At 33.9% G+C, this 25,398-nt stretch carries 22 protein-coding genes; 16 read left to right on the forward strand and 6 right to left on the reverse strand.

The genetic code is table 11. The features are described 5' to 3' along the window. Window positions 1-20: 20 nt before the first annotated feature. From J4P91_RS12690 to J4P91_RS12700, 3 genes are all read left to right on the forward strand, one after another. Complete coding sequence (locus J4P91_RS12690; RefSeq protein WP_207994411.1) at window positions 21-347, forward strand: antibiotic biosynthesis monooxygenase family protein; 327 nt, start codon at window positions 21-23, stop codon at window positions 345-347. Window positions 348-919: 572 nt separating this feature from the next. Further along, the gene (locus tag J4P91_RS12695) at window positions 920-1,444 is read left to right on the forward strand and encodes an RNA polymerase sigma factor (RefSeq protein ID WP_207994412.1); all 525 of its coding nucleotides are present in this window, start codon (window positions 920-922) and stop codon (window positions 1,442-1,444) included. After that, entirely contained in the window at window positions 1,441-2,268 is an 828-nt protein-coding gene (locus tag J4P91_RS12700) for an SH3 domain-containing protein (protein ID WP_207994413.1), read from the forward strand. The genes J4P91_RS12695 and J4P91_RS12700 overlap by 4 nt, the downstream gene beginning before the upstream one ends. A gap of 33 nt (window positions 2,269-2,301) precedes the next feature. Here the strand turns inward: J4P91_RS12700 and J4P91_RS12705 are convergent, their stop codons facing one another. Then, entirely contained in the window at window positions 2,302-4,059 is a 1,758-nt protein-coding gene (locus J4P91_RS12705; RefSeq protein WP_207994414.1) for a peptidoglycan D,D-transpeptidase FtsI family protein, read from the reverse strand. Window positions 4,060-4,193: 134 nt separating this feature from the next. On the opposite strand from J4P91_RS12705, the gene bla reads away from it, so the two are divergent. The 3 genes from bla (at window position 4,194) to J4P91_RS12720 (ending at window position 9,788) form a co-directional block, all read left to right on the forward strand. Continuing rightward, window positions 4,194-4,982: a subclass B1 metallo-beta-lactamase gene (gene bla / locus J4P91_RS12710; protein WP_207994415.1), complete on the forward strand. Its 789-nt coding sequence runs from the start codon at window positions 4,194-4,196 to the stop codon at window positions 4,980-4,982. 269 nt (window positions 4,983-5,251) lie between these two features. Next, a complete protein-coding gene (locus tag J4P91_RS12715; RefSeq protein WP_207994416.1) occupies window positions 5,252-7,384 on the forward strand; it encodes a peptidoglycan D,D-transpeptidase FtsI family protein in 2,133 nt (710 codons plus the stop codon). A gap of 424 nt (window positions 7,385-7,808) precedes the next feature. After that, window positions 7,809-9,788 (forward strand): penicillin-binding transpeptidase domain-containing protein, encoded by a 1,980-nt coding sequence (locus J4P91_RS12720; RefSeq protein WP_207994417.1) that lies wholly within the window; start codon window positions 7,809-7,811, stop codon window positions 9,786-9,788. A gap of 220 nt (window positions 9,789-10,008) precedes the next feature. Here J4P91_RS12720 and J4P91_RS12725 read toward each other — a convergent pair whose 3' ends face one another. Further along, window positions 10,009-10,257 (reverse strand): hypothetical protein, encoded by a 249-nt coding sequence (locus tag J4P91_RS12725; RefSeq protein ID WP_207994418.1) that lies wholly within the window; start codon window positions 10,255-10,257, stop codon window positions 10,009-10,011. 179 nt (window positions 10,258-10,436) lie between these two features. On the opposite strand from J4P91_RS12725, the gene J4P91_RS12730 reads away from it, so the two are divergent. From J4P91_RS12730 to J4P91_RS12740, 3 genes are all read left to right on the forward strand, one after another. Next, window positions 10,437-10,817: a GtrA family protein gene (locus tag J4P91_RS12730; protein ID WP_207994419.1), complete on the forward strand. Its 381-nt coding sequence runs from the start codon at window positions 10,437-10,439 to the stop codon at window positions 10,815-10,817. Between the two features lie 38 nt (window positions 10,818-10,855). Then, window positions 10,856-11,833, forward strand: coding sequence for a glycosyltransferase family 2 protein (locus tag J4P91_RS12735; RefSeq protein WP_207994420.1), 978 nt, complete (start codon window positions 10,856-10,858; stop codon window positions 11,831-11,833). 176 nt (window positions 11,834-12,009) lie between these two features. After that, window positions 12,010-13,689 carry a DUF6044 family protein gene (locus J4P91_RS12740; RefSeq protein ID WP_207994421.1) on the forward strand — a complete coding sequence of 560 codons (1,680 nt, stop codon included), beginning with the start codon at window positions 12,010-12,012 and terminating at the stop codon, window positions 13,687-13,689. A 269-nt stretch (window positions 13,690-13,958) separates the two neighbouring features. Here J4P91_RS12740 and lsrF read toward each other — a convergent pair whose 3' ends face one another. Genes lsrF through J4P91_RS12760 form a run of 4 tightly spaced genes read right to left on the reverse strand, consistent with a single transcriptional unit; the run spans window position 13,959 to window position 17,648 of the window. Beyond that, entirely contained in the window at window positions 13,959-14,741 is a 783-nt protein-coding gene (gene lsrF / locus J4P91_RS12745; RefSeq protein WP_207994422.1) for a 3-hydroxy-5-phosphonooxypentane-2,4-dione thiolase, read from the reverse strand. 6 nt (window positions 14,742-14,747) lie between these two features. Continuing rightward, window positions 14,748-15,110 carry a cupin domain-containing protein gene (locus tag J4P91_RS12750; RefSeq protein ID WP_207994423.1) on the reverse strand — a complete coding sequence of 121 codons (363 nt, stop codon included), beginning with the start codon at window positions 15,108-15,110 and terminating at the stop codon, window positions 14,748-14,750. A 25-nt stretch (window positions 15,111-15,135) separates the two neighbouring features. Beyond that, a complete protein-coding gene (lsrK, locus tag J4P91_RS12755) occupies window positions 15,136-16,698 on the reverse strand; it encodes an autoinducer-2 kinase (RefSeq protein ID WP_207994424.1) in 1,563 nt (520 codons plus the stop codon). Further along, window positions 16,698-17,648, reverse strand: coding sequence for a sugar-binding transcriptional regulator (locus J4P91_RS12760; RefSeq protein WP_207994425.1), 951 nt, complete (start codon window positions 17,646-17,648; stop codon window positions 16,698-16,700). The genes lsrK and J4P91_RS12760 overlap by 1 nt, the downstream gene beginning before the upstream one ends. Before the next feature lie 179 nt (window positions 17,649-17,827). Between J4P91_RS12760 and J4P91_RS12765 the strand changes: the two genes are divergently transcribed. From J4P91_RS12765 to J4P91_RS12795, 7 genes are all read left to right on the forward strand, one after another. Beyond that, window positions 17,828-19,321 carry a sugar ABC transporter ATP-binding protein gene (locus J4P91_RS12765; protein ID WP_207994426.1) on the forward strand — a complete coding sequence of 498 codons (1,494 nt, stop codon included), beginning with the start codon at window positions 17,828-17,830 and terminating at the stop codon, window positions 19,319-19,321. Next, window positions 19,318-20,295 carry an ABC transporter permease subunit gene (locus tag J4P91_RS12770; RefSeq protein WP_207994427.1) on the forward strand — a complete coding sequence of 326 codons (978 nt, stop codon included), beginning with the start codon at window positions 19,318-19,320 and terminating at the stop codon, window positions 20,293-20,295. The genes J4P91_RS12765 and J4P91_RS12770 overlap by 4 nt, the downstream gene beginning before the upstream one ends. Further along, complete coding sequence (locus J4P91_RS12775) at window positions 20,292-21,290, forward strand: ABC transporter permease (RefSeq protein WP_207994428.1); 999 nt, start codon at window positions 20,292-20,294, stop codon at window positions 21,288-21,290. Before J4P91_RS12770 ends, J4P91_RS12775 begins: the two co-directional genes overlap by 4 nt. Continuing rightward, complete coding sequence (gene lsrB / locus J4P91_RS12780) at window positions 21,287-22,330, forward strand: autoinducer 2 ABC transporter substrate-binding protein LsrB (RefSeq protein ID WP_207994429.1); 1,044 nt, start codon at window positions 21,287-21,289, stop codon at window positions 22,328-22,330. Before J4P91_RS12775 ends, lsrB begins: the two co-directional genes overlap by 4 nt. Window positions 22,331-22,662: 332 nt before the next feature. Then, a complete protein-coding gene (locus J4P91_RS12785) occupies window positions 22,663-23,262 on the forward strand; it encodes a VOC family protein (RefSeq protein ID WP_207994430.1) in 600 nt (199 codons plus the stop codon). Between the two features lie 106 nt (window positions 23,263-23,368). Continuing rightward, the gene (locus J4P91_RS12790; protein WP_207994431.1) at window positions 23,369-24,415 is read left to right on the forward strand and encodes a DUF2332 domain-containing protein; all 1,047 of its coding nucleotides are present in this window, start codon (window positions 23,369-23,371) and stop codon (window positions 24,413-24,415) included. Window positions 24,416-24,923: 508 nt separating this feature from the next. Beyond that, the gene (locus J4P91_RS12795; protein WP_207994495.1) at window positions 24,924-25,304 is read left to right on the forward strand and encodes a VOC family protein; all 381 of its coding nucleotides are present in this window, start codon (window positions 24,924-24,926) and stop codon (window positions 25,302-25,304) included. Window positions 25,305-25,398 lie beyond the last annotated feature (94 nt).

Here is a 25,398-nt window from a genome sequence, read left to right on the forward strand (position 1 = left end):
AAATAAAGGGAGTGGAATATATGTTTATTGAAACAAAAACAATTACAGTTAAAGAAGGGACTTCAGATCTTGTTGTTCAGCGTTTTTCTGGAGAAGGCATTATTGAAAAATTTGAAGGATTTATCGATTTAAGTGTTCTCGTTAAGAAAGCGAGAAGAGGAGACGAAGAAGTCGTTGTAATGATTCGCTGGGAATCTGAAGAGGCATGGAAAAACTGGGAGACAAGTGAAGAGCATTTAGCTGGTCATAGAGCAAGTCGTGGGAAACCGAAGCCAGATCATATTTTAAAATCAGAGCATGCTGTTTATTATGTGAAATCATCGAAGTCTGCGTATCAGAAGTCCTAATTAAAAAAGGAAATAAAAGATATAGAAGTGTCATAAAGTTTTTTAATATCAATGTCTTGTCTATAATATATGAAAAAAGTACATCACACGATCTGTAGTGGTGTACTTTTTTATTTAATTGGTAAGAGTAAATGTTTAAACAAACACAAATAATATGAAACATGTAAACAACATGAGAGAAAGTCCTTTGGGGACTCAATCTTAACTTGTTGGTGATAGGTATCGTTAGTATTTTTGAAAACTACGCTAAGCAAAATAGACATGAAATGATAATTCTATCCACATATAGGGTGAATGTACATACTTCCAAATGATACAACCTGTTGCACAGTAATGGTAGATTCTATACAAGTAATTGGATATGTGAGTACTTGAAAAAGAGATGCAATTCGTGTGTCAAATGTTAAAAGATTGCAGACAAGTATCTGGGATTTTGATGACAAAACTCTTAAGTATAATTTTTAATAGAAAATGGAACAAAAGAAGCTTTTGTCTTGTCTATATAATGGAGTCAATTATAAAAACATGAGGAAAGGTGTTTATGCTTATGCAAATAAGCTTAAGGTGTTGAGATGGAACATAAGGTTATTGAAAATTGCAATCATGACGAAATTGATTATGTTATAAGAGAGTACTGGCAAGTTGTATGGAATTATTCATTTATAATTACAAAAGATACACATTTATCAGATGATATAACGCAAGAGGTGTTTATAAAAGTATTTAAAAAGTGGGATTCATTTCGAAATGAGTCATCTGTTAGGACATGGTTATTAAAAATTACAAGGAATACAGCTTTAAATTATTTGAAGTCCTCTTATTTTAAGAGAATTTCTTTAGTAAGTTTCTTTCGGAATGATAAGGAATATCCTTCAGCAGAAAAACAATTTTTGCAAAAAGAAACTATGAATGAAGTTTGGGATATTGTATTAAAATTGCCACAAAAACATCGTGAAGTATTAATATTAGATGCAAAATATGAATTATCTTATGATGAAATTGCTGAAACATTAGGGGTGTCTATTGGAACTGTGAAATCTAGGCTGCATCGAGCTCGTGCACGAGTTTCAAAAATATTAGCGGAGGATGAATTATGAACAATGATAGAAAGCCGAATTGGTATAAAGAATTAAAAAGTGGGCCGATGAAACAGCCTCAAGACGAAGAGGAATTTATTTACAAAATAAAACAATCTATATACCAAAATAGGGAGAAAGATTATCCTAAATTTAGAAAGCCATTTCGTATAAAGACATTCACTGTCGCAGCTGTTCTAGTTTTTACGGCTGTGCTGTTTAACTTCCAACAATTCTGGCTTGGAAAAAATGAACCGCCTGTGCAAAGTAGTACTCAAATTGAAGTGAAGATGAAAGATGAATCCAATCAAGATCAATCACTAAAACAATTTATAGAGGAATTAAATCAAAACACGAGCTTAAAAAATAAGAACGATTTATATAGAGTACTGGATGAAGAATTTGTTTTTAAAGGAGAACAGTATAGTAAAAATGAATGGAAGTTTGATGATAGTATTTTTCATGATTTACAAGTAGCTCTTGCAATGGGGGGAGAATTTGTGAATGATACGAAAACAGTATATAAAATACCTAGTGGGTTGGCAGAAAGTAACCAAAAGAAGCAGGAACGTTTTTTATATGCTACTGTTGTTGGTGAAGAAACAAAAATTTTAACTCAACCAAAACAGGATTCACGCGTTTTATATCGGGTATCCAACGAAACTGTAAAAGCATGGATTCCGGAGAAAGTGAAGAATGATGGATATATAAAAATAACTACACTGAATGGTTATACTGGCTATGTAAAAGAAGATCATGTTTCAATAGATATCCAGTATTCTTTCGTTTTTGAAAAACAAAATGATGGTATGTGGAAAATAAAGAGTATAGATTCTATATGGTAAAAGAGAAGGGTTCAATAAAGTGAACCTTTCTCTTTATTTTTTAATTTCTTTTTGAAGAGTATGCCAATCCTTTAAAATTTCCGCTGCAACAAGGGCTGCACTATTTGTTTCAGAATTACCACCAGGAATAATGACAGAAACAGCAATTTGCGGATTTTTAGTAGGAGCATATGAAATAAATAGAGAATGATTGATAACTTTTTCTTGTTCGTTTGGCGAACCTGTTATTCCCGTTTTACCAGCAACATCAAAGGGCAAGCTTTTAATCTCTTGTATATTTTGACTCATTCCACTTTGTAAGACATTCCAAGAACTTGAAGGATAACGATTAGAACTTTCTAAAAGTGGTTTAAATTCTTTCGTTTTTTTATCGTCATTTTCCATAATAGCATGTACGATTTGAGGTTTGTATTTGTCTCCTTTATTTGCAAGAGTAGCTGCATAATGAGCGAGTTGGAGAGGAGTGTGCACTTCATTTGCGCCCCAAGAAGCATTCAATAGGGCAGAAATTCCACTCTCAAACTTACTAGATGCATGCAACTTATATTGTCCTTCTTCTTCAAAGGGTAAATCAATCCCCGTTTTGGAGCGAAGGCCGAATTGTTTTAAATAGTTTGTCCACAAGGTTGCTACTTTTTCTAAATTCCCATTATTTTTGTTGAATAATGGGATTGCTACTTTTGCTGTCATAAATGTATTTGATGAATTAATGATAGCTTGACTCGGTGTAATCTCACCAGTTGGAGTTCCAGCAGCATTGGTGATGTTATTTTGATTATTATACTGAAAGCGACCTTTATCTAAATACGTATCTTCAGGTTGAAAAAGTTTTTCGTTTAACCCAATTAATATAGTAAGCGGTTTTATAGTGGATGCCATATTTACATAGGAATCACCATACTTTAATTTTTGGATTGTTTTATTTTGAGAAAGTAATTTGATGTTTTCTTTTTCAGAAGATGATAAAGGTGTATTGAATATATTTGGATCAAAAATTGGCGAGTTAGCCATAGTTAATATTTCTCCAGTTTTAACATCTATCACGACAGCATAACCAGCAGTAGCATCGGGTGTTTTCTGAATTTGGGATCTTAGTGTTTCTTCTGTTTTTTGCTGAAGTTTATAGTCTAGTGCTAACTGAATATCCTTTCCTCTTTGAGGACTTTGTATGTTCCATAAGAACTTTTTGTTTTTTATTTTAAAAGTGAGAGTTTTTCCTGGTTTCCCTTTTAAATCGTTTTCATACTGAAGTTCAACTCCGTTTTTACCAACAGGAACATAATTAGAATCAGAGTTGTTTTTTTCATAGTCTACATACCCAATTACTTGTGAAGCAATTTCATGATGTGGATAAACACGCATCCACTCATTTTTTACTATTACATTTTGAAAGTTATTTTCGTTTATAAATGTGAACTCTTTATCATTTAAGTTTGAATGTAATCGTATTTCATTTTTATCATGATGTTTACAAGATTTTTGGAATTGTGAATGTATGTCATCTTCTGAAATTTTATGGTTAAACTTGGATGAAAACTGATTTAAAAAACTTGATATCTTTGCTACTTCTTGATTGGTTGGACAACCATTATTATAGACATAATACAAAGATTTTACTTTTTTATTTGTGGCTAGTATGACTCTATTTTGGTCAATAATTTTTCCTCTTTCAGCTGAAGAAGTTGTAATAGTAAACGATATAAAACTCGTTTTGAATAAAAACATCAAAACAACTCCTAAAATGAATAAAACCGCCAAAATTATCCACCTTTTCGATTTTTTATGTAACATAAAATCCTCCCTTACCAACATTCTATTCTATATTAAAATTTATTATTTTTTTTGTAAATGTGGGAACAACTTTATCATTTGGATTGTCTATTAAGTGTAATAGCACTTTTAGAGAAATGAAAGGAGCAATGATAATGAAAAAGAAAATGATATTAAAAGTAGGTCTATGCGCAATTATATTGGGGTTTAACCAATTTGCTAGTTCAATATTTCCTGTACAGGCTGCAGAAAAAGTAGAGCAAATAAAAAATAAAGATCAAGAGAAAGATGTATCCATTTCACAGTTGCAACCAAAGGTATGGATACATACAAGCATTGGGGAGGTAAATGGAACACGTATTCCTGCAAATGGTTTAATTCTTGAAACGTCTAAAGGACTCGTACTGATTGATACACCTTGGAATGATGCTCTTACAGAACAACTGCTTCAAATGCTGAAAAAGCAATTTCCTACAAAAGAGGTTACAGAAGCAATTGTGACACATGCTCATGACGATCGTATAGGAGGAATTAAAACGTTGACTAAAAAAGGCATCAAGGTACACAGTACGTCTTTAACTGCTGATTTAGCAAAGAAACAAGGTTTTGCTAAGCCTCTTGGAGACTTGAAGAAACGCGATAATATGCGATTTGGTGATATAAATGTGGAAACATTTTATCCAGGAAAAGGACATACACAAGATAACATTACAGTATGGTTACCAAAGTATAAAATCCTATTTGGAGGATGTTTAATAAAATCATTAGATACACAAGAGATTGTACGAACTCCAGGTTCATATGTATCTAATTGGTCAAAGGCAATTAAAAAAGTAGAAAAGAAATACAATGATATAAATATTATTGTGCCAGGACATGGAGATCCCGGAGATAACCGTTTATTTACTCATACATTGAATTTATTAAAAAATAACGAAAGTTAATGTGATATGACGGCCATTTAATATAAAGGAACGCTCTAACTCCTGTTTTAGATATATTGATAAAAAATAAGGGGAACTGTTTATGATTGAATGCAGTTTCTCTTATTCTTTATGTAAATAGAGGAACGATTCCATCTTCACCTATTCGTTGCATTCAATGAATGAAACGCTACTTTTTAGCTTTCTTTGTATGAAGAGCGGATAACGTATGCGAAAATTTGCATACAAAACTGTAATCTGAACGAAATTCATTAAAATATGGAGGATTTATGAAAAAACAAACAGGAAAGAAGCAGAAGACATCGATATCTATCCGATTAAACATTCTTTTTTTCTGCGTATTTATACTATTTTCGGCTATTATTGTTCAGCTAGGAAAAGTACAAATTGTTGACGGAGAGACTTATAAAAATCAAGTGGAAAAAAATGAGAATGCAACAATGAGTATTCCAGTTCCACGTGGGAAAATTTATGATCGAGAAGGGAAACCGGTTGTTGATAATAGAGCACTTCGTACGATTACGTATACAAGGTTTAAGGGAGTAAGCTCTGAAGACATTTTAAAAACTGCTAAAGATATTGCAAATATACTTGAAATATCAGAAGAAGACATAAATAAACTAACTGAAATAGATAAAAAAGATTTTTGGATGCAATTAAATAAGAAGCGTGCCAAAGCAAAGGTCACGAAGCAAGACGAGGAAGAATTAAGAGAAAAGGGTATAGAAGGGAAAGAGTTAGACAAGAGAATCGAAGAGTTAAGACGAAAGCGCATCACAGAAGAAGAATTAGCAGAACTCACGCCACAAGACTTAAAAGTGTTAGTTATTAAAAGTAAAATGAGTTCTGGTTATCAAATGACACCACAAATTATTAAAAAAGACGTGACAGAGCAAGAGTATACGAGGATAAGTGAAAACTTAGCAAAATTTCCAGGGATAGATGCGACAGTTGATTGGGAACGAAATTATGTAAATGGCAATCTATTTCGTTCGGTATTAGGGAATATAACAAGTGCTGAAGAAGGATTGCCAAAAGAACACTTAGATTCTTATTTGGTCCGCGGATATAATCGGAACGATCGCGTGGGAAAAAGTTATATTGAGCAACGATATGAAGATGTATTACATGGAACAAAAAAAGAAGTTAAAAATAATATTGATAAAGCAGGAAATGTTATTCAAACGGAAACAGTCTCTAAAGGAAAAAGTGGTAACAATTTAACTTTAACAATTGATATGGAGTTACAAAAGAAAGTAGAAGAAAGTATAGAAAAACATTTAAAAGCTTTTAAGAGTTCAGAACCATTACTGGATCGTGCTTTTGTTGTCATGATGGATCCAAAAACCGGACAACTTTTATCTATGGCTGGTAAGAGATTTGTAGAAAAAGATGGGAAAGCGGAAGTAGAAGATTTTGCTTTAGGCAACATGGTAACTTCTTATGAGTTAGGATCAGCTGTTAAAGGTGCTACTTTATTAACTGGATACCAAACAGGAGCTATACAACCTGGGACTCAATTTTATGACACACCTATGAAGTTTAAAGGTACGAGAGTTAAAAAATCATGGAATGTATCTGGATTTGGAAATATTAATGACTTAAGAGCTTTACAAGTATCATCTAATGTATACATGTTTCATACAGCGCTACAAATAGCTGGAGTGAATTATATACCAAATAGTTCATTGGACATTAAACAAGCGGCATTTGACACAATGCGTTATTATTTTAAACAATTTGGTTTAGGCGTCCCAACAGGAATCAATTTACCGAATGAAATAACTGGGCAAACAAGGCAGAAAGATAGCCAGCCTGGATTTTTATTAGATTATTCTATTGGGCAGTATGACACGTATACACCACTACAATTGGCACAATATATTTCAACCATTGCAAATGATGGATATCGAATGCAGCCTCAAATTGTCCAAGAGATTCGAGAACAAACAACAAAAAAAGAAGAGATTGGGAAAGTTGTACAATCTATAGAACCTGTTGTGTTAAATCGAGTGGATGTGAAATCGGAGTATATTGATCGAGTAAAAGAAGGCTTTAGATGGGTATTTCAAGAAGGCGATGGAACGGGTGTGAAATATTTCCAAAAGGCTCCATATAAACCAGCTGGGAAAACAGGAACAGCTCAAACAGTATATGGAGGAGATAGTGAAATTGGAAGGAATGAGAAGGGAGAACGTATTGAGTGTTACAATTTAACATTAGTTGGATATGCTCCATATGATAATCCGGAAATAGCATTTTCTGTAGTAGTGCCTTGGGTTCATAATGATAAAGGCGGTATTAATTCATTAATTGGAAAGGATATATTAGATATATACTTTGATTTGAAAAAGCAGCGTATGAATGGTGAAGCTACTAATATAGTGAATTCTAAGCAGTAACAGTAAAATTTAGTTCTCTATGGAGGAAGGTAATGATTACTAGAATCCAAATTATCTGGTTTATCACTTTTCGCAGGCCGTAAGACTCTCACCTGAAAATTCGGCGAAAGTAAAGAAGTTAGCCGGGGAATGGCTGCACGTAAAATCTTGATTGGTATGAGATTATTAAATTTTCATTTTATATAAGAGGTTTTTTGAATAAAAGAATGAAAGGAAATTTGTGGAATAGCAGCTAGTATAGTTGTTATTTCACATGTTTTTAATAATAACTTTGTTAACAAGATATAGAACATTATTAAATCTCAGATTCATATGAATCAGTAGAAAACGAGCGGATGTACATTATTTATAGCAAGTTACTTATGTAAAACGGATTATAAGAATTATTTAAGCTATTTTGATTTATTTAAAGGAGAAGTTTGAATTGAAAAAAATATGGGTACTACTTTTCTTTTGTTTCACATTTATATTGGTAGGATGCAATAAAGGCGAAACTTCAGAACAAGCATTTGAAACATATATAAAATTATGGAATGACAAAAAATTTGCAGATATGTATGATCACCTGTCAGAACACGCAAAAGAATCCATTTCAAAAAAAGAATTTACAGAGAAAAATGAAAAAATTTACGAAGGTATTGGAGTTGAGAATTTAAAAGTTAAAAGAAAGGAAGTAATTAAAGATAAAACGGAAAATAAGATCATTCTATTTAATGTGAGTATGGATACAGCAGGAGGAAAAATTTCTTTCTCGCATGAAGCAAAACTTGTGCAAGAAAAAGATGGAGATAAGAAATCTTGGAAAATAAATTGGACCCCAGACTTTATCTTTCCAGGGATGAAAAAAAATTATAAAGTCCGTCTGCAGACAGAGCAAGGAAAACGCGGTGAAATATATGATCGAAATGGAAAAGGGCTTGTAATGAATGGAAAGGCAACTGAAGTTGGAATTATTCCAGAAAAATTAGGAGATACTGCAACACAAACGAAAGAAACAATAGCGCAATTACTTAATATGTCTGTTGAAGAAGTCGACCAGAAGCTTACAGCGAAATGGATCAAACCAGATTCCTATGTACCAATTGGTATTTTACCAGAAGGACAAACACAAAGTGATTATATTTCGTTGGAAGGTGTTTCGTCTCGTCCGGTAAAAGTTCGTACATATCCATTAGGAGAAGCTGCAGCACACTTAACGGGATATATAGGAAAAGTAAATGCAGAAGAGTTAAAATTGCTTCAGAAAAATGGATATCAAGTAGATGATTTAGTAGGTAAGACAGGGTTAGAGAAAGTCTTAGAAAATAAATTGCGCGGTGAAAAGGGTGGACGCGTATTTATGGAAGATGAGAACGGAAAAGAGATTAAAAACTTAGCAAAAACAGAAGCAAGCGATGGAGAGAATGTTACATTAACAATTGATGCCTCAATTCAAGAAAAAATCTATAATGAAATGAAAAATGAAGCAGGATCTAGTGCAGCGATTAATCCAAAAACAGGTGAAACAATTGCACTTGTAAGTAGTCCTGCTTATAATCCAAATATAATAGTTAGAGGGGCATCAAAAGCGCAACGTGCAGTATGGAATAATGATTTGAAAAATCCAATGATAAACCGTTTCACACAGGCAGTTGTACCAGGATCTGTATTTAAAACAATTACAGGGGCAATCGGCCTGGAAGCAAACGTTATAAATCCAACGGAAGAATTTAAAATTGAAGGATTAAAGTGGACAAAAGACTCATCATGGGGAAATTATTATGTAACACGTGTGAAAGATGCTAGTCCAATTGATTTCGATCAGGCAATGAAGTACTCTGACAATATTTATTTTGCACAACAAGCTTTAAAAATAGGAAACGATCAGTATGAAAGCATGCTTAAGAAGTTCGGATTTCATGAAAAGTTGCCGATTGAATACGAATTTCCTATTTCAATCATTGCAAAAGATGGAATTAAAAGTGATATTCAACTGGCAGATACAGGATACGGTCAAGGACAAGTATTAATGACACCTCTTCATTTAGCTTTAACATATGCGCCAATTGTAAATGGAGGGAATATTCCATCTCCGCATCTGATTCAAAAAGAAGTGAAGAATTGGAAAGAGAATGTGATTTCTAAAGAAAGTCAAAGAATATTAAAAAGTGCGTTAATAAAAGTAATTAATGATTCTGATGGTGCCGGGAGAATTGCTAAGATTGATGACATGACTCTTGCTGGTAAAACAGGTACGGCAGAACTAAAAGAATCAAAAGAAGCAGATGGAAAAGAACTCGGATGGTTTGCAGCTTTCGATGCAAATGCGCCGAATATGATTGTTACAATGATGATTGAAGATGTGAAAGGAAGAGGGGGTAGTAATGTTCCGGGTGAAAAAATAAAACATATTTTTCAGAAGTGATACTTAAATTTAATCATTAAAAAAGAACCCTTTTAATAATTTTATTAAAAGTCAAGATATTTCTTAAAATGTATAATAATACATTTCTATTTCATGTCAGATATTATATGGAATAAAAAATGAAGGATAGATGAGCATAGTAAACATTGCTTTATCTATCCTTTTTTGTACTACAAATGACCTCATTTACTACAACAACTTGATTATTTACCACTACACACTATGGTTGACTTATTAAAAAATGTTTTAGTGTAGCCTTTTCATTTAACTTTTCAAGATATAAAGAGCCTTTTCTTAACATAAAGGTTTCTAACGTACATAAAACTAGAAAACCCAATAATAAAATCATATAATTATCTTTTTTTATATCTGTAAAATAAGTAAATATTAATACCGCAGCAAAAATTCCAAAGAGAGCATATATAAAACGTGTTGAAAAATTAGAAAATACTTTTAAAAGTGTAAACAACCTTGCCACCCCTTAATTTGTCCTCAGTTCCGATGTCATACAATTAGCCACTGCATATACTTAGTTTAAATAATAAATCGTTAAAGTAATCATCGATTTATACAAAAAACTTAAGATGGTTATTATACATATATTTACTGTATTTTTTATATCTTTTATAAAAATGAGGATACTACATTATGAAGAAATTTTTAAAGTTTAGCTTAATAGGAGTATTAAATACGCTTATCACAATTATTAGCTACATATTTCTCATTAAAATTGGTATGAATTACCTTATCGCTAACTGCTTTGCTTATTTAATTGGTGTTGCTAACAGCTATTATTGGAACAAAAATTGGGTTTTTGAATCGAAAAATAAAGATTTATCATTATTTTTTAAATTCCTAACTGTAAATTTAATTGTATTAACTTTTAATACAATTAGCCTGTTCATATTAGTTGATAAACTTTTCATAAATAAGTTTATCTCACAAATTTTTTCTATCGGTGTTGGTATGATTATGAACTTTTTCCTTAATAAACTTTGGACATTCAACAAACAAAACCATTTCCAATAAATTAATATATATATTGCTGCTACAAGGAGGATAAAAACTTGGAGAAACTTATTTCAATCATCGTTCCTATGTATTTTGAAGAAGAAGTAGCACAAGAGTGTTATAATTGCTTAAAGTCTGTTACGCTACAAAATAATATTAATTATGAATTTGTCTTTGTAAATGATGGTAGTACCGATCGGACAATGGAAATTTTAAAAGGTATTTCAGCCGAAGATCCTCGTGCTAAAATCGTAAACTTTGCTCGTAATTTTGGACATCAAATAGCTGTAACAGCAGGAATTGATGTTGCCAAAGGTGATGCTATCGTAATCATTGATGCTGATTTACAGGATCCACCTGAAGTCATCCCAGAACTTATTGCAAAATGGGAAGAAGGTTATGAGGTTGTTTATGCGAAAAGAAAACAGCGTAACGGAGAAACTTGGTTTAAACTTGTTACAGCTAAATATTTCTACCGCTTCTTAAATTACATGTCTGATATGGATATTCCTAAAGACACAGGTGACTTTCGCCTTATCGATCGTAAAGTAGCAGATGTATTCAAACAAATGACAGAACGAAATCGTTTCGTACGTGGAATGATGTCTTGGATTGGATTCCGCCAAACATATATTGAATACGAAAGAGAGGAACGTTTTGCGGGTGAAACGAAGTATCCATTAAAGAAAATGATTAAATTTGCTTCAGACGGTATTATCGCATTTTCTACAAAGCCACTAAGAATGGTTATGACTTTAGGTTTAATCTCTGTATTAATTTCTATTGCAGTTTTAATATATTCAGTTATCGTTAAAATTATTGGACAAGACATCCAAACTGGATGGGCTTCTCTTATGGTTGCCATCACATTCTTCAGCGGTATGCAACTGCTCGGTCTTGGTATTGTTGGTCAATATATCGCTCGTATTTATGACGAAAGTAAGAACCGACCAATTTATGTTGTAAAAGAGACTGTGAATATAGAAGAAGATGATGTAACTTTATACAATAAGGAAAAAACAAATATATCTTAAATATAATAAAAAGGATTGTAGCATGTGTATCTCACTGCCGTAATCCTTTTTATCATTTAGATAAGAATTTTCTTGTTTGTAAAAAATTGATAGCAACTTGATTACCAAGGGGATAATTTCTTTCGTTTCGGAAATTTTATAAGTAAACTTTTTAAGAATTTCTTGAGGTGTAGTGAATGTTTTCAATCCAGAACAACCAAGAAAAAAAATTACTTGTTTTTGCAGCAATTATACTTATTCTTTATTTGTTTCCTTTATTTATTCTTGGAGAAAATGCGCATATTCGCGTTCATGATAATCTTGATTCCAATTTGTCCTGGTATAAAGTTTTGGCAAGGAGCGGGGAGATAATAGGTCCGATTGATGCTACAATTCCACAGGTGATAAACAATCAATTATCAAGAAACGCATTTAGCACGGAATTTAGTGGTATTGTTTGGTTGTATGCTTTTTTTCCAAATATGGTTGCGTATGCATTAAGTCAGACGATTACAAGAGTGGTTGCTTTTATAGGGATGTATCTTCTTTTAAAACATCATTTTTTACCTAGAGAGGAATGGATGGTCATTTCGGTTGGAGTTTCATTGGCTTTTGCTCTTACTCCTTTTTGGCCGTCAGGAATGCTTAGTACTCTCGGAATGCCTCTTGCACTTTGGGCATTTTTAAATATTCGAAAAGGGGAAAGGTCGTGGAAGAACTATTTCGTACTCACTCTTATTCCTCTATATTCAAGTATTGTTTTAGGTTTTTTCTTCTTTTTAAGCGGGATGGGGATTCTTTGGTTAGTGGACGTAGTAATAAAGAAAGAATGGAACTTTCGTTTTCTTTTTTCAATTGTTTATATGACGCTCATATACATGATTGTAGAATATCGCTTAGTATCTTCCTTCTTCTTATCCACTGCACCTAACAGCAGAGATGAATATTTTCATGCAAGATTATCGTTATGGCGGTCTCTCCGTCTTACAGTGAAAAATTTTCTTTTAGGACATAACCATGTCATGACAGTCCATACATTTGTTATTTTACCTGTCATACTTATTGCGTTGTATTTTATCATTTTCAAGAGGCGATGGAAGCAAGAAAAAGTCTTTGTTTTTTTGTTCTGGTTTAACATAGCATTGTCAATTTGGTATGCTTTTTGGTTTTATAAAGGTTGGCTTCCATTAACAAAACGTTTTCACGTTTTGGATACGTTTAATTTTGCACGTTATCATTTTTTGCGCCCGTTAGTTATTTATGTTTTATTTGCTCTTGGATTAAAAGTTTTATGGTTACAAGGGAAAATATGGAGACACGCTGTGACAGGTTTTGTGATAGCTCAAATTATTTTGTTAAGCTTTTTTAATGAGGAAATTATTTTTCAAAGTAAACCTTCAGTAAAGGAATTTTTTGCAGAAAAACAATTTCAGGAGATAAAAGAGTATATCGGTTTACCTTTGGAGCAGTACCGTGTCGCTAGTATTGGTTTACATCCTGCTATCGCTCAGTACAACGGATTCTATACACTTGATACATATAACAATTTTTATCCGCTATCATATAAATATGAATTTCGAAAAATAATCGAGAAGGAACTAGCGAAAAATAAAACGATTCGTACGTATTTTGACGAGTGGGGTGGCCGCTGTTATATTTTCACCGATGAACTTGGAAAACACTATATGTTTAAGAAAAACTCGAAAAAACGCTTGGAAAATTTACAACTAAATATAGAGCATTTTAAAAAAATGGGTGGTCGATACATGTTTTCTGCTGTCCCTATTGAAAATGCAGTAGAAAACAATCTATCCCTTGAGAAAGTGTTTACATCAAAGACATCCGCTTGGAAAATTTATTTGTATAAAGCGATATAGATGAGTGAAATAGATTGCCTCTCTTGATGTAAATTCATAAAAACCAAACTAATATTTAGATGCAATATTAGTTTGGTTTTTACTATTTCTTTTAATAAAAATTTTTTTATGATATGAAACCTTATTATCAGTCTACATTTTATAGTGCAACATTTTTGTTGCTGTAAATAATTAACCCTATTGCATAGTTGTGGTAGTAAATGCGGTCATTTAGAGGTCTAATAAATAAAAAAGTACACCACTATATAAGTGATGTACTTAATTTTTATTTAATTTTTTACTTCATCATACAATTCTAGCCCTTCTCTCACATTTAAGCCATTTTTAACAATACCATGTATCGCTTGAATCATCGCAGCTGGATGTTCTGACTGCCAAATATTTCGGCCCATATCAACTCCAATTGCGCCTTCTTGCAATGCTTGATACGTAATTGTTAATGCGTCTTCAATCGAATCTAATTTTGGCCCACCTGCAATGACGACTGGAGAAGGGCATGTGCTCGTAATTTTTTCAAAGCCTTCACAGTAATACGTTTTAACAATATCGGCTCCCATTTCCACACATACGCGTGATGCGAGTGCTAGGAAGCGAGCTTCTCGTTTTTGAAGTTCCTTTGCTACAGCTGTAATACCGAGAACGGGTAAACCGTAATCATGTGCTTCAGAAACAACATTAGCTAAATTGGTAACAGTTTGTGTTTCATATTCTGAACCGACAAAAACAGAGACACCGACTCCGACTACATTTTGCCGCAGTGCTTCTTTAATGGGTGTAACAATTGTTTCATTTGCTAAATCTTTACCCACGACAGTTGCACCGCCTGAAACACGTAAAACCATTGGTGTTTTGCAGTTTTCAGGAATGCAGGAATTGAGTACACCACGCGTTAAAAAAAGGGAGTCTGTATAAGGGAGTAAATTCTTTACTGTTTCTAGTGGTTGTTCTAATCCATGAATTGGTCCTAAAAAGTAACCGTGGTCTATTGCTAACATAACTGCTTTTCCATCAGGCAGAATTGTGTTTAATCGATTTTGAAATCCCCAAGTCATAACAAATCACTCCTTCGTTAATTTTGGATTTTCTGTTTGTACAGTATCTTTTTCTTGTAAATGTGGTGACTTAATAAAAACTGCTTTAAAGATTTGATTTGAGCGGTTAATGAGATAGTGGGATTCGTGGGGGCGAACTTGTAAGACGTCACCTCGTTTTACAGGAACTCTTTCATTATCAATATAGAAATCAATTTCACCTTCTAGAGCATAAAATATTTCTTCACATGTAGTATGATAATGATTTTGAAACTCTTGCCCAGGCTGAATGACTACAACCCCAAGGTCAATGTTAGGGCCCTTTACTAAATATTTGGGACCGTTGTTACCAAAGCGATAGGAGAAGTCCTCTTCATTTACTTTGATCATATTGTTCACTCCTTTATGTAATGTGTTACAACGCACCTGGTGCAATCCACATATGTGATGTAAATCCTTCATCTGCTAGTAAGAGTTGTTTTTCATAGACTAGTTTCCATGTTTGATAGAATTGTTGGTATAGTTTATGATTTTCAGCATTCGGTTCATATATGTTTTCCCACTTTACAAATTTTTGAGAGGTTGCTTCCATAGAGTCATATATACAAGCACCGACTCCAGCGGCGATTGCTGTTCCTAAGGCTGCGGCTTCTTTTACAACTGGTACTTTGACAGGAATTCCGAGAACATCCGCAACAATTTGAGGCCATAGTTTCCCTTTGGCAGCACCGCCCGCAAATATCACTTCAGAAGGGAACGTTCCTGTTAATGATTCTATTAATTTTAAATTTCCAAGTGTTACAAATGCGGCGTTTTCTTCGATTGCGCGGAACATTTCTTTTTTTCCACATCGCTCAGCATCTAAACTTAAATTAATAAAAGAAGGTGCGGCGTGGCGCCAAGAAATATAATTCATTACATTTGAAAAGGTAGGAATAATGCCATACGATCCGACTGGTACATGTTTTGCTTGTTCCTCTAATAATTCATAAGCATCTACACCAAGTTTAATAGCAAGTCGTTTTTCTTCCTGACAAAAGGCATCTCGAAACCATCTCATTACAAGTCCAGGGAAAAAAGCGATTGTTTCATATTGCCAAAGTGTAGGGATAGCGTGGCAATTGACGCGAATTTGAGCATTTGGATCGGTTTTTGGATTTGTTATATTTACTTCTTGTTGCCAAAAGCTCCCTCCGCAAATAAATGTTTGATCAGGATGTACGACTCCCGAACCGAGTGAAGCCATTTGGGCATCTCCGCCCCCAGCAACTACTGGTATTCCTACATGTAACCCTGTTAGCTCTGCACTTTGTTTTGTTACATGGCCAATAACTGTACCTGCCTCATTTACGTTTGGAGCAAATGTTAAAGTTAGACCACATTCTTCAGCAATCGAATTCTCCCAAGTTCTATTTTGCAAATTTAAAATACCGGACGTACATCCATTTGAAGGGTCTATTTGCAGTACACCACTCAACTTATAGAGAATCCAATCGTTTAACATTGTAAAGGAATGGATGTTTTTGTATATATCCGATTGATGCTTTTTGACCCAAAGTAATCTAGGTAAAGCGCCTAATGCAAAGGTTTGCCCTGATTTTGCATATACATCTTTTTCAAGATTTGAACGAATTTGTTTTAACTCACTTACTTCAGAAGAAGCACGACCATCAACGTTTGCACATGCCCATATTTCTTGCCCATCTTTATCATATAAAACAAATCCTTCGCGCATACTCGTTGCACTGATGCCTTTAATAGAAGAAGGAGATATGTTACTTTTTTGGAGTACATCTTTCGTACACTCTTGAATGAGTTTCCAGTTCTCTATCACATCAAAATTCATAGAACCAGGATAACGAGAGTCTGATTTATGAACCCACTCTTTTTGACTCACAGCAAGCTGATTTCCTTGTAAATCAAAAAGGACAGCCCGGATACTACCGGTACCTGCGTCGTAAGCTAATAGAGAAGACATTAGGATTCACCTTCCTTTCTTAATAGAGAGAGGGCTGTTTCCTCATCGGTAATCAATGTATGAATGAATCCACCTTTTAAGGCCCCGTAAATTGCATCTATTTTTTCTTCACCTCCAGCTACACCGACTACATGTTTCATCTTTCGAAGGGTAGAAAGAGGTGTACCTATTAGCCGATCGTGATGTGGAAGTTCTAGCAATTCTCCATGTGTATTGTAAAATTGCCCTAGAATATCTCCAGCACCATTTTGACTTCGTATATAAGTCATTTCACGAAGCGTTATTTTATCTTCCTTTACAATCGTTGCATCATGAGATAAACCGCCAATACCGACCACTGCTGTATGTGCAAGCGAAGCGACATGTAGCATATCTTTGACTGCTGGTTCTGAAAGGATGCTCTGCGCCATTTCGGTTGTAGATGCCAAAAATGGTGTAGGAATGATATGGAGCTCTCCTTGTACGTGATTTATATAGCTTTGTTTCCTAGGAAGATAGTGATTTACGCCACCTGTAAGTGTAACGATAGAAGGTTGCATAGATGATTCGAAATGGATATTTTCTAGCATTTTTGATATCGTTTCTCCCCAGCCGATGCCAAGTAAATCTCCTTGTTGCAGATGTGTTTCTAAATATTGTGCGGCGGCTTTTCCTAAAGAATAGGGACGATTTTCCATTGGGGTAGGGATAATGAAAGAGTCTTTCAAATGAAATGTCTTAATCAGTTCACGTTCAATACTTAAACAATGTAAACCGGTACCTTTTACATGAAAGGTAACAATGCCCTCAGTACGTGCTTTATCTAATAACCGAACGACTTTATTTCGTGAAATATGAAGCAATGAAGCGATTTCTTGCTGCGTTAGATGATCTTTATAGTAATACCAGGCTACTTTTGTTAACAAGTTTTCTTCAAAGTTCAGCTGTGACATGCTCTTCATCCCTTTCAACAATTGACCGATGCTTAAACATATGTGTCGGATTTTTTGTTTATACCCATAGAGGGCGGAAATGTGTTCAAGAAAAATATGTTCTAGATATGAAAAAAGGGATATACAATGCTACAAAACAAGTAGAACAAAAAATCACTTTCTCAAAAATTGTTCTGTATAAAGGAGGGTGACAAGATGTGGAGAACGTGCCCTTATTAGAGGTGAAACAAATTAGTAAATCATTTTCAGACCAACTTGTATTAAAAGAGGTTACTTTGGAATTAGAACGTGGAGATGTATATGCTTTAGTAGGCGGAAATGGTGCTGGTAAATCAACATTGATGAAGATATTAACAGGTTTATACTCTTATGATGCTGGAGAAATGTATGTGAAAGGTGAGATACAAAGTTTTTCTAATCCAGCGGAAGCTCATCATAATGGTATTTATTTAATTCCACAAGAACCGTTAATTTTTCCTCATATGACAATTGAAGAAAATATATGTATCGGGATAAAAACAGAAAAAAAAGAGCTTCGTACAAAGATAAAAAAGTTGATAAAGAGTTTGGGATGGAGTATAAGGCTTAATGAGCTTGGAGGTTCATTATCAATTGCGCAGCAACAATTAGTAGAAATATTAAGGGGATTAATAAGAGAAGCTGAGATTCTTATTTTAGATGAGCCAACATCGACATTAACAACTCATGAAATAAAGAGTCTTTTTGTGTTGATGAAAAGCTTAAAGGAAAAGGGAATCGGGATGATTTATATTACGCATCGGTTTCCAGAAATCTTTGAAATTGCGAATAAAGTAGCTATTTTACGAGATGGAATAATTGTGAGGCAAGGAGATGTATCAGACTATACATATGACATGTTAATGGAGGGATTAGTGCCAAAAGATTATAAACAAGAGGAGCAGAAAGAGGCACCTCAAGAAACGATAAAACTTTCTCAACGAGTATTAGAGATAACAAATTTGTCGAGTTATGCATTTCATAATATATCACTAACCGTACATGCTGGAGAGATTGTCGGAATTGCCGGTGTTGTTGGATCGGGTAGAACGGAATTAGCAGAAGCTTTATATGGGCTCAGGCCTGTACTGTCGGGAGCTATTTTATTAGAAGGAAAGTCTGTTGCGAAGTATTCGACGAGTAGACGATTAGATGAAGGGATGGTATATGTTCCAGAGGATAGGGCTGGTAATGGTATCTTTTCAATTGCATCTGTTAAAGAAAATATAACGTCAGCGTCTTTACATCGACTCAGTACGTTTTTCTTAAACCACAAAAAAGAAAGCGCTTTAACAGAAGCGTATATTCATAAGTTTAGGATAGTCGTTTCCAGTAAGGATGAAAAAATGACATCTTTATCAGGGGGAAACCAACAAAAAGTTGTATTAGCTAAATATCTTGCTTGTGAACCTAAATTAATGATTCTTGATGAACCAACGCGCGGGATTGATGCGAAAGCAAGATTAGAAGTGTATGAGGCAATTCTAAGTTTAAAACAGTCAGGACTTGCAATTTTATTGATTTCCTCAGATGTAGAAGAAATTGTTCAATTAGCAAACCGTGTATATGTGATGAGGAATGGAAAACTTGTTTCTCATTTGGAGAAAGGAGAAGTTTGTATAGATGAAGTTACACGTCTCGCATATGGGGGAAGGGAAGGTGTAACGGAATGAAACGTTTTTCAAATCTATTTAAAATGCATGAAACATCCATTATCATTTTATTACTTATTTACATAGCCCTCGTAGGAATTATTAATCCTAGTTTTGTTCAGTTTAGTTCGCTTTCTTTAATTATGAAATCGAGTCTTATCTTAGTTACACTAGCTATTGGTCAATCGTTCGTAATATTTACTAAAAATATTGATGTTTCAGTCGGTTCTATTATGGGATTAAGTGCAGCGATTTGTGGGATGTTTTTGACAAATGGAAATAGCATTTTAATTTCAAGCATTGCTGCAATCTTGCTTGGAGCTGTCATTGGAATGATAAATGGCATTGGGGTTACGAAGTTTCGTGTGCCAGCAATTATTATGACATTAGGAATGTTAGGAATTATTAGAGGAACGATGTTGATCTATACAGGTGGCAAATGGATTGAAGATATTCCTCAGTCTTATAAACAGATGTCTTCTGTCATGATATTAGGGCTGCCTATTACAGTATGGATCATTTTGGCTATTTTACTATTATTATATATCTTTTTAACGAAAGCGCCTTTTGGAAGATATTTTTATGCTACCGGAGATAATGAAGATGGGGCACGACTCCTTGGAATACCGGTAGACAAGGTGAAAATATATGCATTTATTATTTCGGGAATAAGCGCAGGGATTGCAGGCTGCATATTTGTTATGAATATCGGTTTTGTGCCAAATCAAACTGGTACAGGAATTGAGTTGCAAGTAATTGCTGCCGCTGTTCTAGGTGGAATTCATCTAAAGGGTGGAACAGGTTCTGTATTTGGAGCAGCACTAGGGGCAATTTTTTTAGAAGTTATAAGTAGTTCACTAGTCTTTTTAAAAATACCTGCTTTTTGGAATAGTGCTATATCAGGATTTTTACTGTTACTTATTATTATATTAGACAGTACCTTAAAAAAATGGAAGGGAATAAGACAGTTGGAAGAAAGAAGGATGAATCTATGAAATATGCACGTGGATTTTTAAGATGGGAAGGTGTTCTTATTGTATTACTTATTATAGAGTTCATTCTCTTTGGTTTATTTAACAGTGATTTTTTTAATATAAGTAATTTACTTTTCAGTATGAATGACTTCATTTTTATTACGATTGCTGCAATTCCAATGACATTTGTAATTGTGACAGGTGGAATTGATGTATCTGTAGGATCGATTATGGGGCTTACCTCAATTCTGATTGGTGTACTATGGATGAATGGAATTCCGGTTATTTTAGCTGTAATTATTGCCTTATTTATCAGTTGTCTAGCAGGTTGTATCAACGGGCTGATTATTAAAACGACAGATGTAGAACCTCTTGTTGTTACACTTGGAACGATGTTTTTATATTCAGGAATTGCTCTTGTTATCTCGGGTGGCTCAAATGCCAGTGGATATGAAGGGATAAGTGGTTTACCGGATTCTTACGTGCAACTTGCAAATGGGAGTTTTATAGGAATTCCTAATTTAGTATGGTTACTTTTCGTTTTGACGGTTTTGTTTACACTCTTACTTCATCGAACAAGGTATGGACGTTATGTCATATTGACAGGTGCAAATGAAAAGGCAGCTAAGTATTCGGGTATTCGAACAAAAAAGATAGTAACTATTGCATATATTCTTTCCGGGTTAGGAGGTGGATTAGGAGGGGCTTTTCTAACAGCATATTTTGGCTCAGCTCGAGCTGATATTGGAAACGAGACAATTCTACCGGTTATTACGGCAGTGGTATTAGGCGGGACACTCATCACTGGGGGAAAAGGAAGTATTGTTGGAACAGTACTAGCAAGTATATTTATTGGCATGATGCAGTACGGTTTACAAATGACAGGTTTAACGAATGAACAATCAAATGTTGTTATTGGTATCATACTTATCCTCTCTGTTATTATTAGGCATTTCAAATTACAGCAATTCACTATGTGGAAAAGAAGGAAATTGCATAAGGGGGAAATGTCATGAAAAGAAAACTCGGGATCTTTATCATTATGTGCGTTTGTATTATCGGTTTAATCGCATGTTCTAGCAAAACAGCAGATAAGAAAACAGCAGATGATGTGAAATTTGCATTCATTCCGAAATTAACAGGGGTTGGATTCTTTACTTCAGGTGGTGAAGGGGCAAAAGAAATGGGAGATAAGTTAGGCGTGCAAGTGAAGTATGATGGACCTTCAGAGGCGAGTGTATCAGGCCAAGTGAAATATATAAATAATTTTATTAATCAAAACTATGATGCGTTGATGGTTTCATCTACATCGGTTGATGGACTTTCACAGTCATTACAGAGAGCAAAGAAAAAGGGAATGACAGTATTAACGTGGGATTCTGATGTGAATCCGAAAGATCGTTCATATTATATAAGCCAAGGAACGCCGGAGCAACTTGCAAATTTATTAATTCAAATGACTTCATCACAAATTGGAGATAAAGGAAAAGTCGCATTCTTCTATTCAAGTCCCACTGTAACAGATCAAAATCAGTGGGTAACAAAAGCAAAAGAAATTATAAAAGAAAAATATCCAAATTGGGAAATTGTAACGACGCAGTACGGAGAAAATAACGCACAAAAATCATTATCGGTTGGCGAAAGCATTTTAAAAACGTATCCAGATATTAATGCTGTCATTTGTCCGGATGCAACGGCACTTCCAGCTATGGCACAAGCTGCTGAAAACTTAAAAATGGATAAAAAAGTAGTTGTGACGGGATTTTCAACACCAAATGTAATGCGAGATTATGTAAAACGAGGAACTGTTCAGCAATTTGGATTATGGGATGTAAAACAACAAGGAGCACTTGCAACTTATGTTGCAAATGAAATTGTGGTAAAAGGGAAGAAATTAAAAGTTGGCGATAGCTTTGAAGTTCCGAATATTGGTAAAGTAAAAGTGGAACCGAATTCTATTCAAGGTTATGACTACGAAGCAGATGGAAATGGGATTATCGTATTGCCAGAGCGCGTTGTGTTTACGAAGGATAATATTGATAAGTACAATTTTTAATATAAAAAGTTCATTCCTCTGTATAAGGGAATGAACTTTTTATTGTTTTTGATAGAAGTTTCACTTTATCCCGCATTAACAGGCAGTAATACTCCCACCTCAAAATTCGGCGGAAGCAAAGAAGTTAGGTGGGAGATAAACTGCCTGTAAAAGCCCGATTGGTTCAACTAATAATCAGTGGGGGATGAAGAAAGCCCCCACTGATTAAAGTTTCACTTTATCCCACAAAAGTATGAAGGGATATATTATAGAATTCAGACTTTAGATAGAGGTAATGATAACGCTATGTTTATACAATTATATTATATATCGAATGCAGAGGAGAGTTGTAAATGTTATTTCATTATCATTATTGGACGCCTCACTTAGAAGAAATGGAGAACTTTTATAAAAATTATGGTTTTCGAATTTCTACAAGAATCGGAAAGTATAATGGAGAATTTCAGCAATTTGATCCTCCGTTAACATGGGATGACTTTCGGGATAAACAGATACTTTTTCGGATTATTGAAGCTAGAAAAGGTAAGATAAATATCACATTTGGCTATGGAAAAAAGGTTTCATTCGATCATATTGGTTTTCTTGTGTCAAAAGAGGAATGTGAAACGATTTGTAAGCAAGCGGAAAAACTACACTGGAAAGTAAATTGGGGGGAAAGAAGAACTTTTATTATAACGCCATACGGATTTCGGATTGAGATTCAAACAAATTTCGATGTAATTGATGATGGCGGGAGTATAGACGAGTTACAGAAAGTTATAATGACAACAAAGCAAACAGGGTTAGAACAGGACCTTTCTTTTCTATTTCAAAAAGAAATAAATAGTATTGAAACCATTCATGATAATAAAACGACATTGAAGCATGTGTATTTGAATTCTTTATACCAAAGGAAACAAAAAGACCCGAATGGTGTGGAAATATATGTATAAAATTCATTTGTGGTTTTAAGTAAGGTTGTTTGTAAAAATATACCACATTCAGGTTTTGTGTTAAAATTATTCAGAATATTGAAACTTAAGGTTGGGAGGAATATAAATGCTTACACCAGAACAAATCTCCAACTTATTTAAAAATTTTTCTATAAAAGAATGTAAAGGGTCAAGCGATTTATACGAGTATTTATCATTAAAAATTTCAGGAGATGAAGAACTTCTTGCACTAGCATCACATGCACAACTTGGTCAGCCAACCCCGAATTTATTACTGGGTGCTGTTCACTATTTGTTATTGAAAGGGAATAGTCATGTATTAAAACAATACTATGGTAGTCTCGTTTCCATTCCAGAAAAAAATCTAGACAAAGCTTTTCATCATTTTAAAGATTTTTGTCAAATTCATAATGAGAAGATTATCTCTATTTTAAAAACGAAGCTAGTTCAGACAAATGAAGTGAGAAGATGTACATATTTATACCCGAGCTTTTGTTATATGTTTAATAAGATTAATAAACCGCTAGCGTTAATTGAAATTGGGACAAGCGCTGGTTTACAGTTGTTTTGGGATCAATATAGTTATTCGTATGGAACAGGAGAGATATATGGCAATATACACTCTAACGTTCATTTGAAATCAGAAATAAAAGGGGGGAATCAACCACTTCTCTTACAAGAAAGTCCACCTGTTGTAGAAAGAATCGGACTAGATTTACATATAAATGATTTAAATAATGAGGAAGACTATTTATGGTTACGCTCACTTATTTGGCCAGAGCATAAAGAAAGGCTTGAAATGTTTGATCACGCAGCAGCTTGTTTAAAAGAACAATCTGTAAAACTGATAGAGGGGGATGGAGTAGCTCTTCTTTTAGAAATTGCAGAACAAATTCCAGAGGACTCCGTAATTTGTATTTTCCATACACATGTGGCGAATCAAATACCAGAGAGTGTAAAGCATAAATTAGTAGATAAAGTGAAAGAAATTGGTGCAAAACGCGATGTTTTCCATCTTTATAACAACATGTGGGATAGAGATCTTCATCTCGATTATTTTATAAATGGAAAAGAAAATAATGAAACTGTTGGAGAAACAGATGGTCATGCGCGGTGGTTTAGTTGGAAATTGGAAGATAAGTCGTTATGCTAGGCTTGTCTATATGATAACGCCAAAAGTAAAAGACAACTATCATTAGTTGTCTTTTTATTATTGAAATAAATGAATTTTCGTGTGAAATAAATTTTTTGCGAGAAACGGATGAATATAGTGTGAAAACTTTTTATAGAGCATGAGAGGGGAATGGGAATTGGATGAAATAGAACTAAAGGAATGGCTACAGAGAACGGATTAACAAGCCTTTCGGATTATTTTGTAGTGCAGTAGAAATATACATGAATAGAAAAGGGGCAATAGATTAAGATATGTAGGTTAAAATGAAGAGAGAATATAACAATACAGTTTACATAATGTTATTATGATCACAAATATTAAGTTGGCTATTATTTAAATACTAACACTCATCTCAAGATATTAAGAAAGAGAAAAAAACAGGTTGTTAAAATGTGTGAAGTGAAAGTTTAGTATAAAAGCACTTTAAAAAGAACGTTAGTTCGTATATACTAAATACAACTGAAGTAGAAGAAAGGAAGAGAAGATGCTGATTCATAAAGTCGGTCAAATTATGTTATATGTAAATAATCAAGATGAAGCTGTACGATTTTGGATAGAAAAAGTAGGTTTCCACTTAGTTGCTGATGAAAATAATGGTCAAGGATTTAGATGGATTGAAATTGCGCCAACAGAGAAAGCGGAAACGAGTATTGTTCTACATAATAAAGAATTAATTGCGAAGATGCAGCCTGAATTAAATCTTAGTACACCATCCATGTTGTTTTTCACTGAAGATATCGATAAGTTATATAAAGAGTTTGTAGAGAAAGAAATTACAGTAGGAGAAATTGTAAATATGCCGTCTGGCAGAGCGTTTAATTTTGCTGATCATGAGAAAAATTACTTTGCAATTATGAAGAAAAAGTAATTATCGATTTGAAATTATATCACGAGGTTTTGAAATTTGTTTAGATCCTGTATTACAGGATCTTTTTTATTTAGCTAAGGGCTGTTTTAGTAGC

Origin of the sequence: Bacillus sp. XF8 (genome assembly GCF_017498755.1) — a bacterium.
In the GTDB taxonomy this organism is placed as follows: Bacteria; Bacillota; Bacilli; order Bacillales; family Bacillaceae_G; genus Bacillus_A; species Bacillus_A bingmayongensis.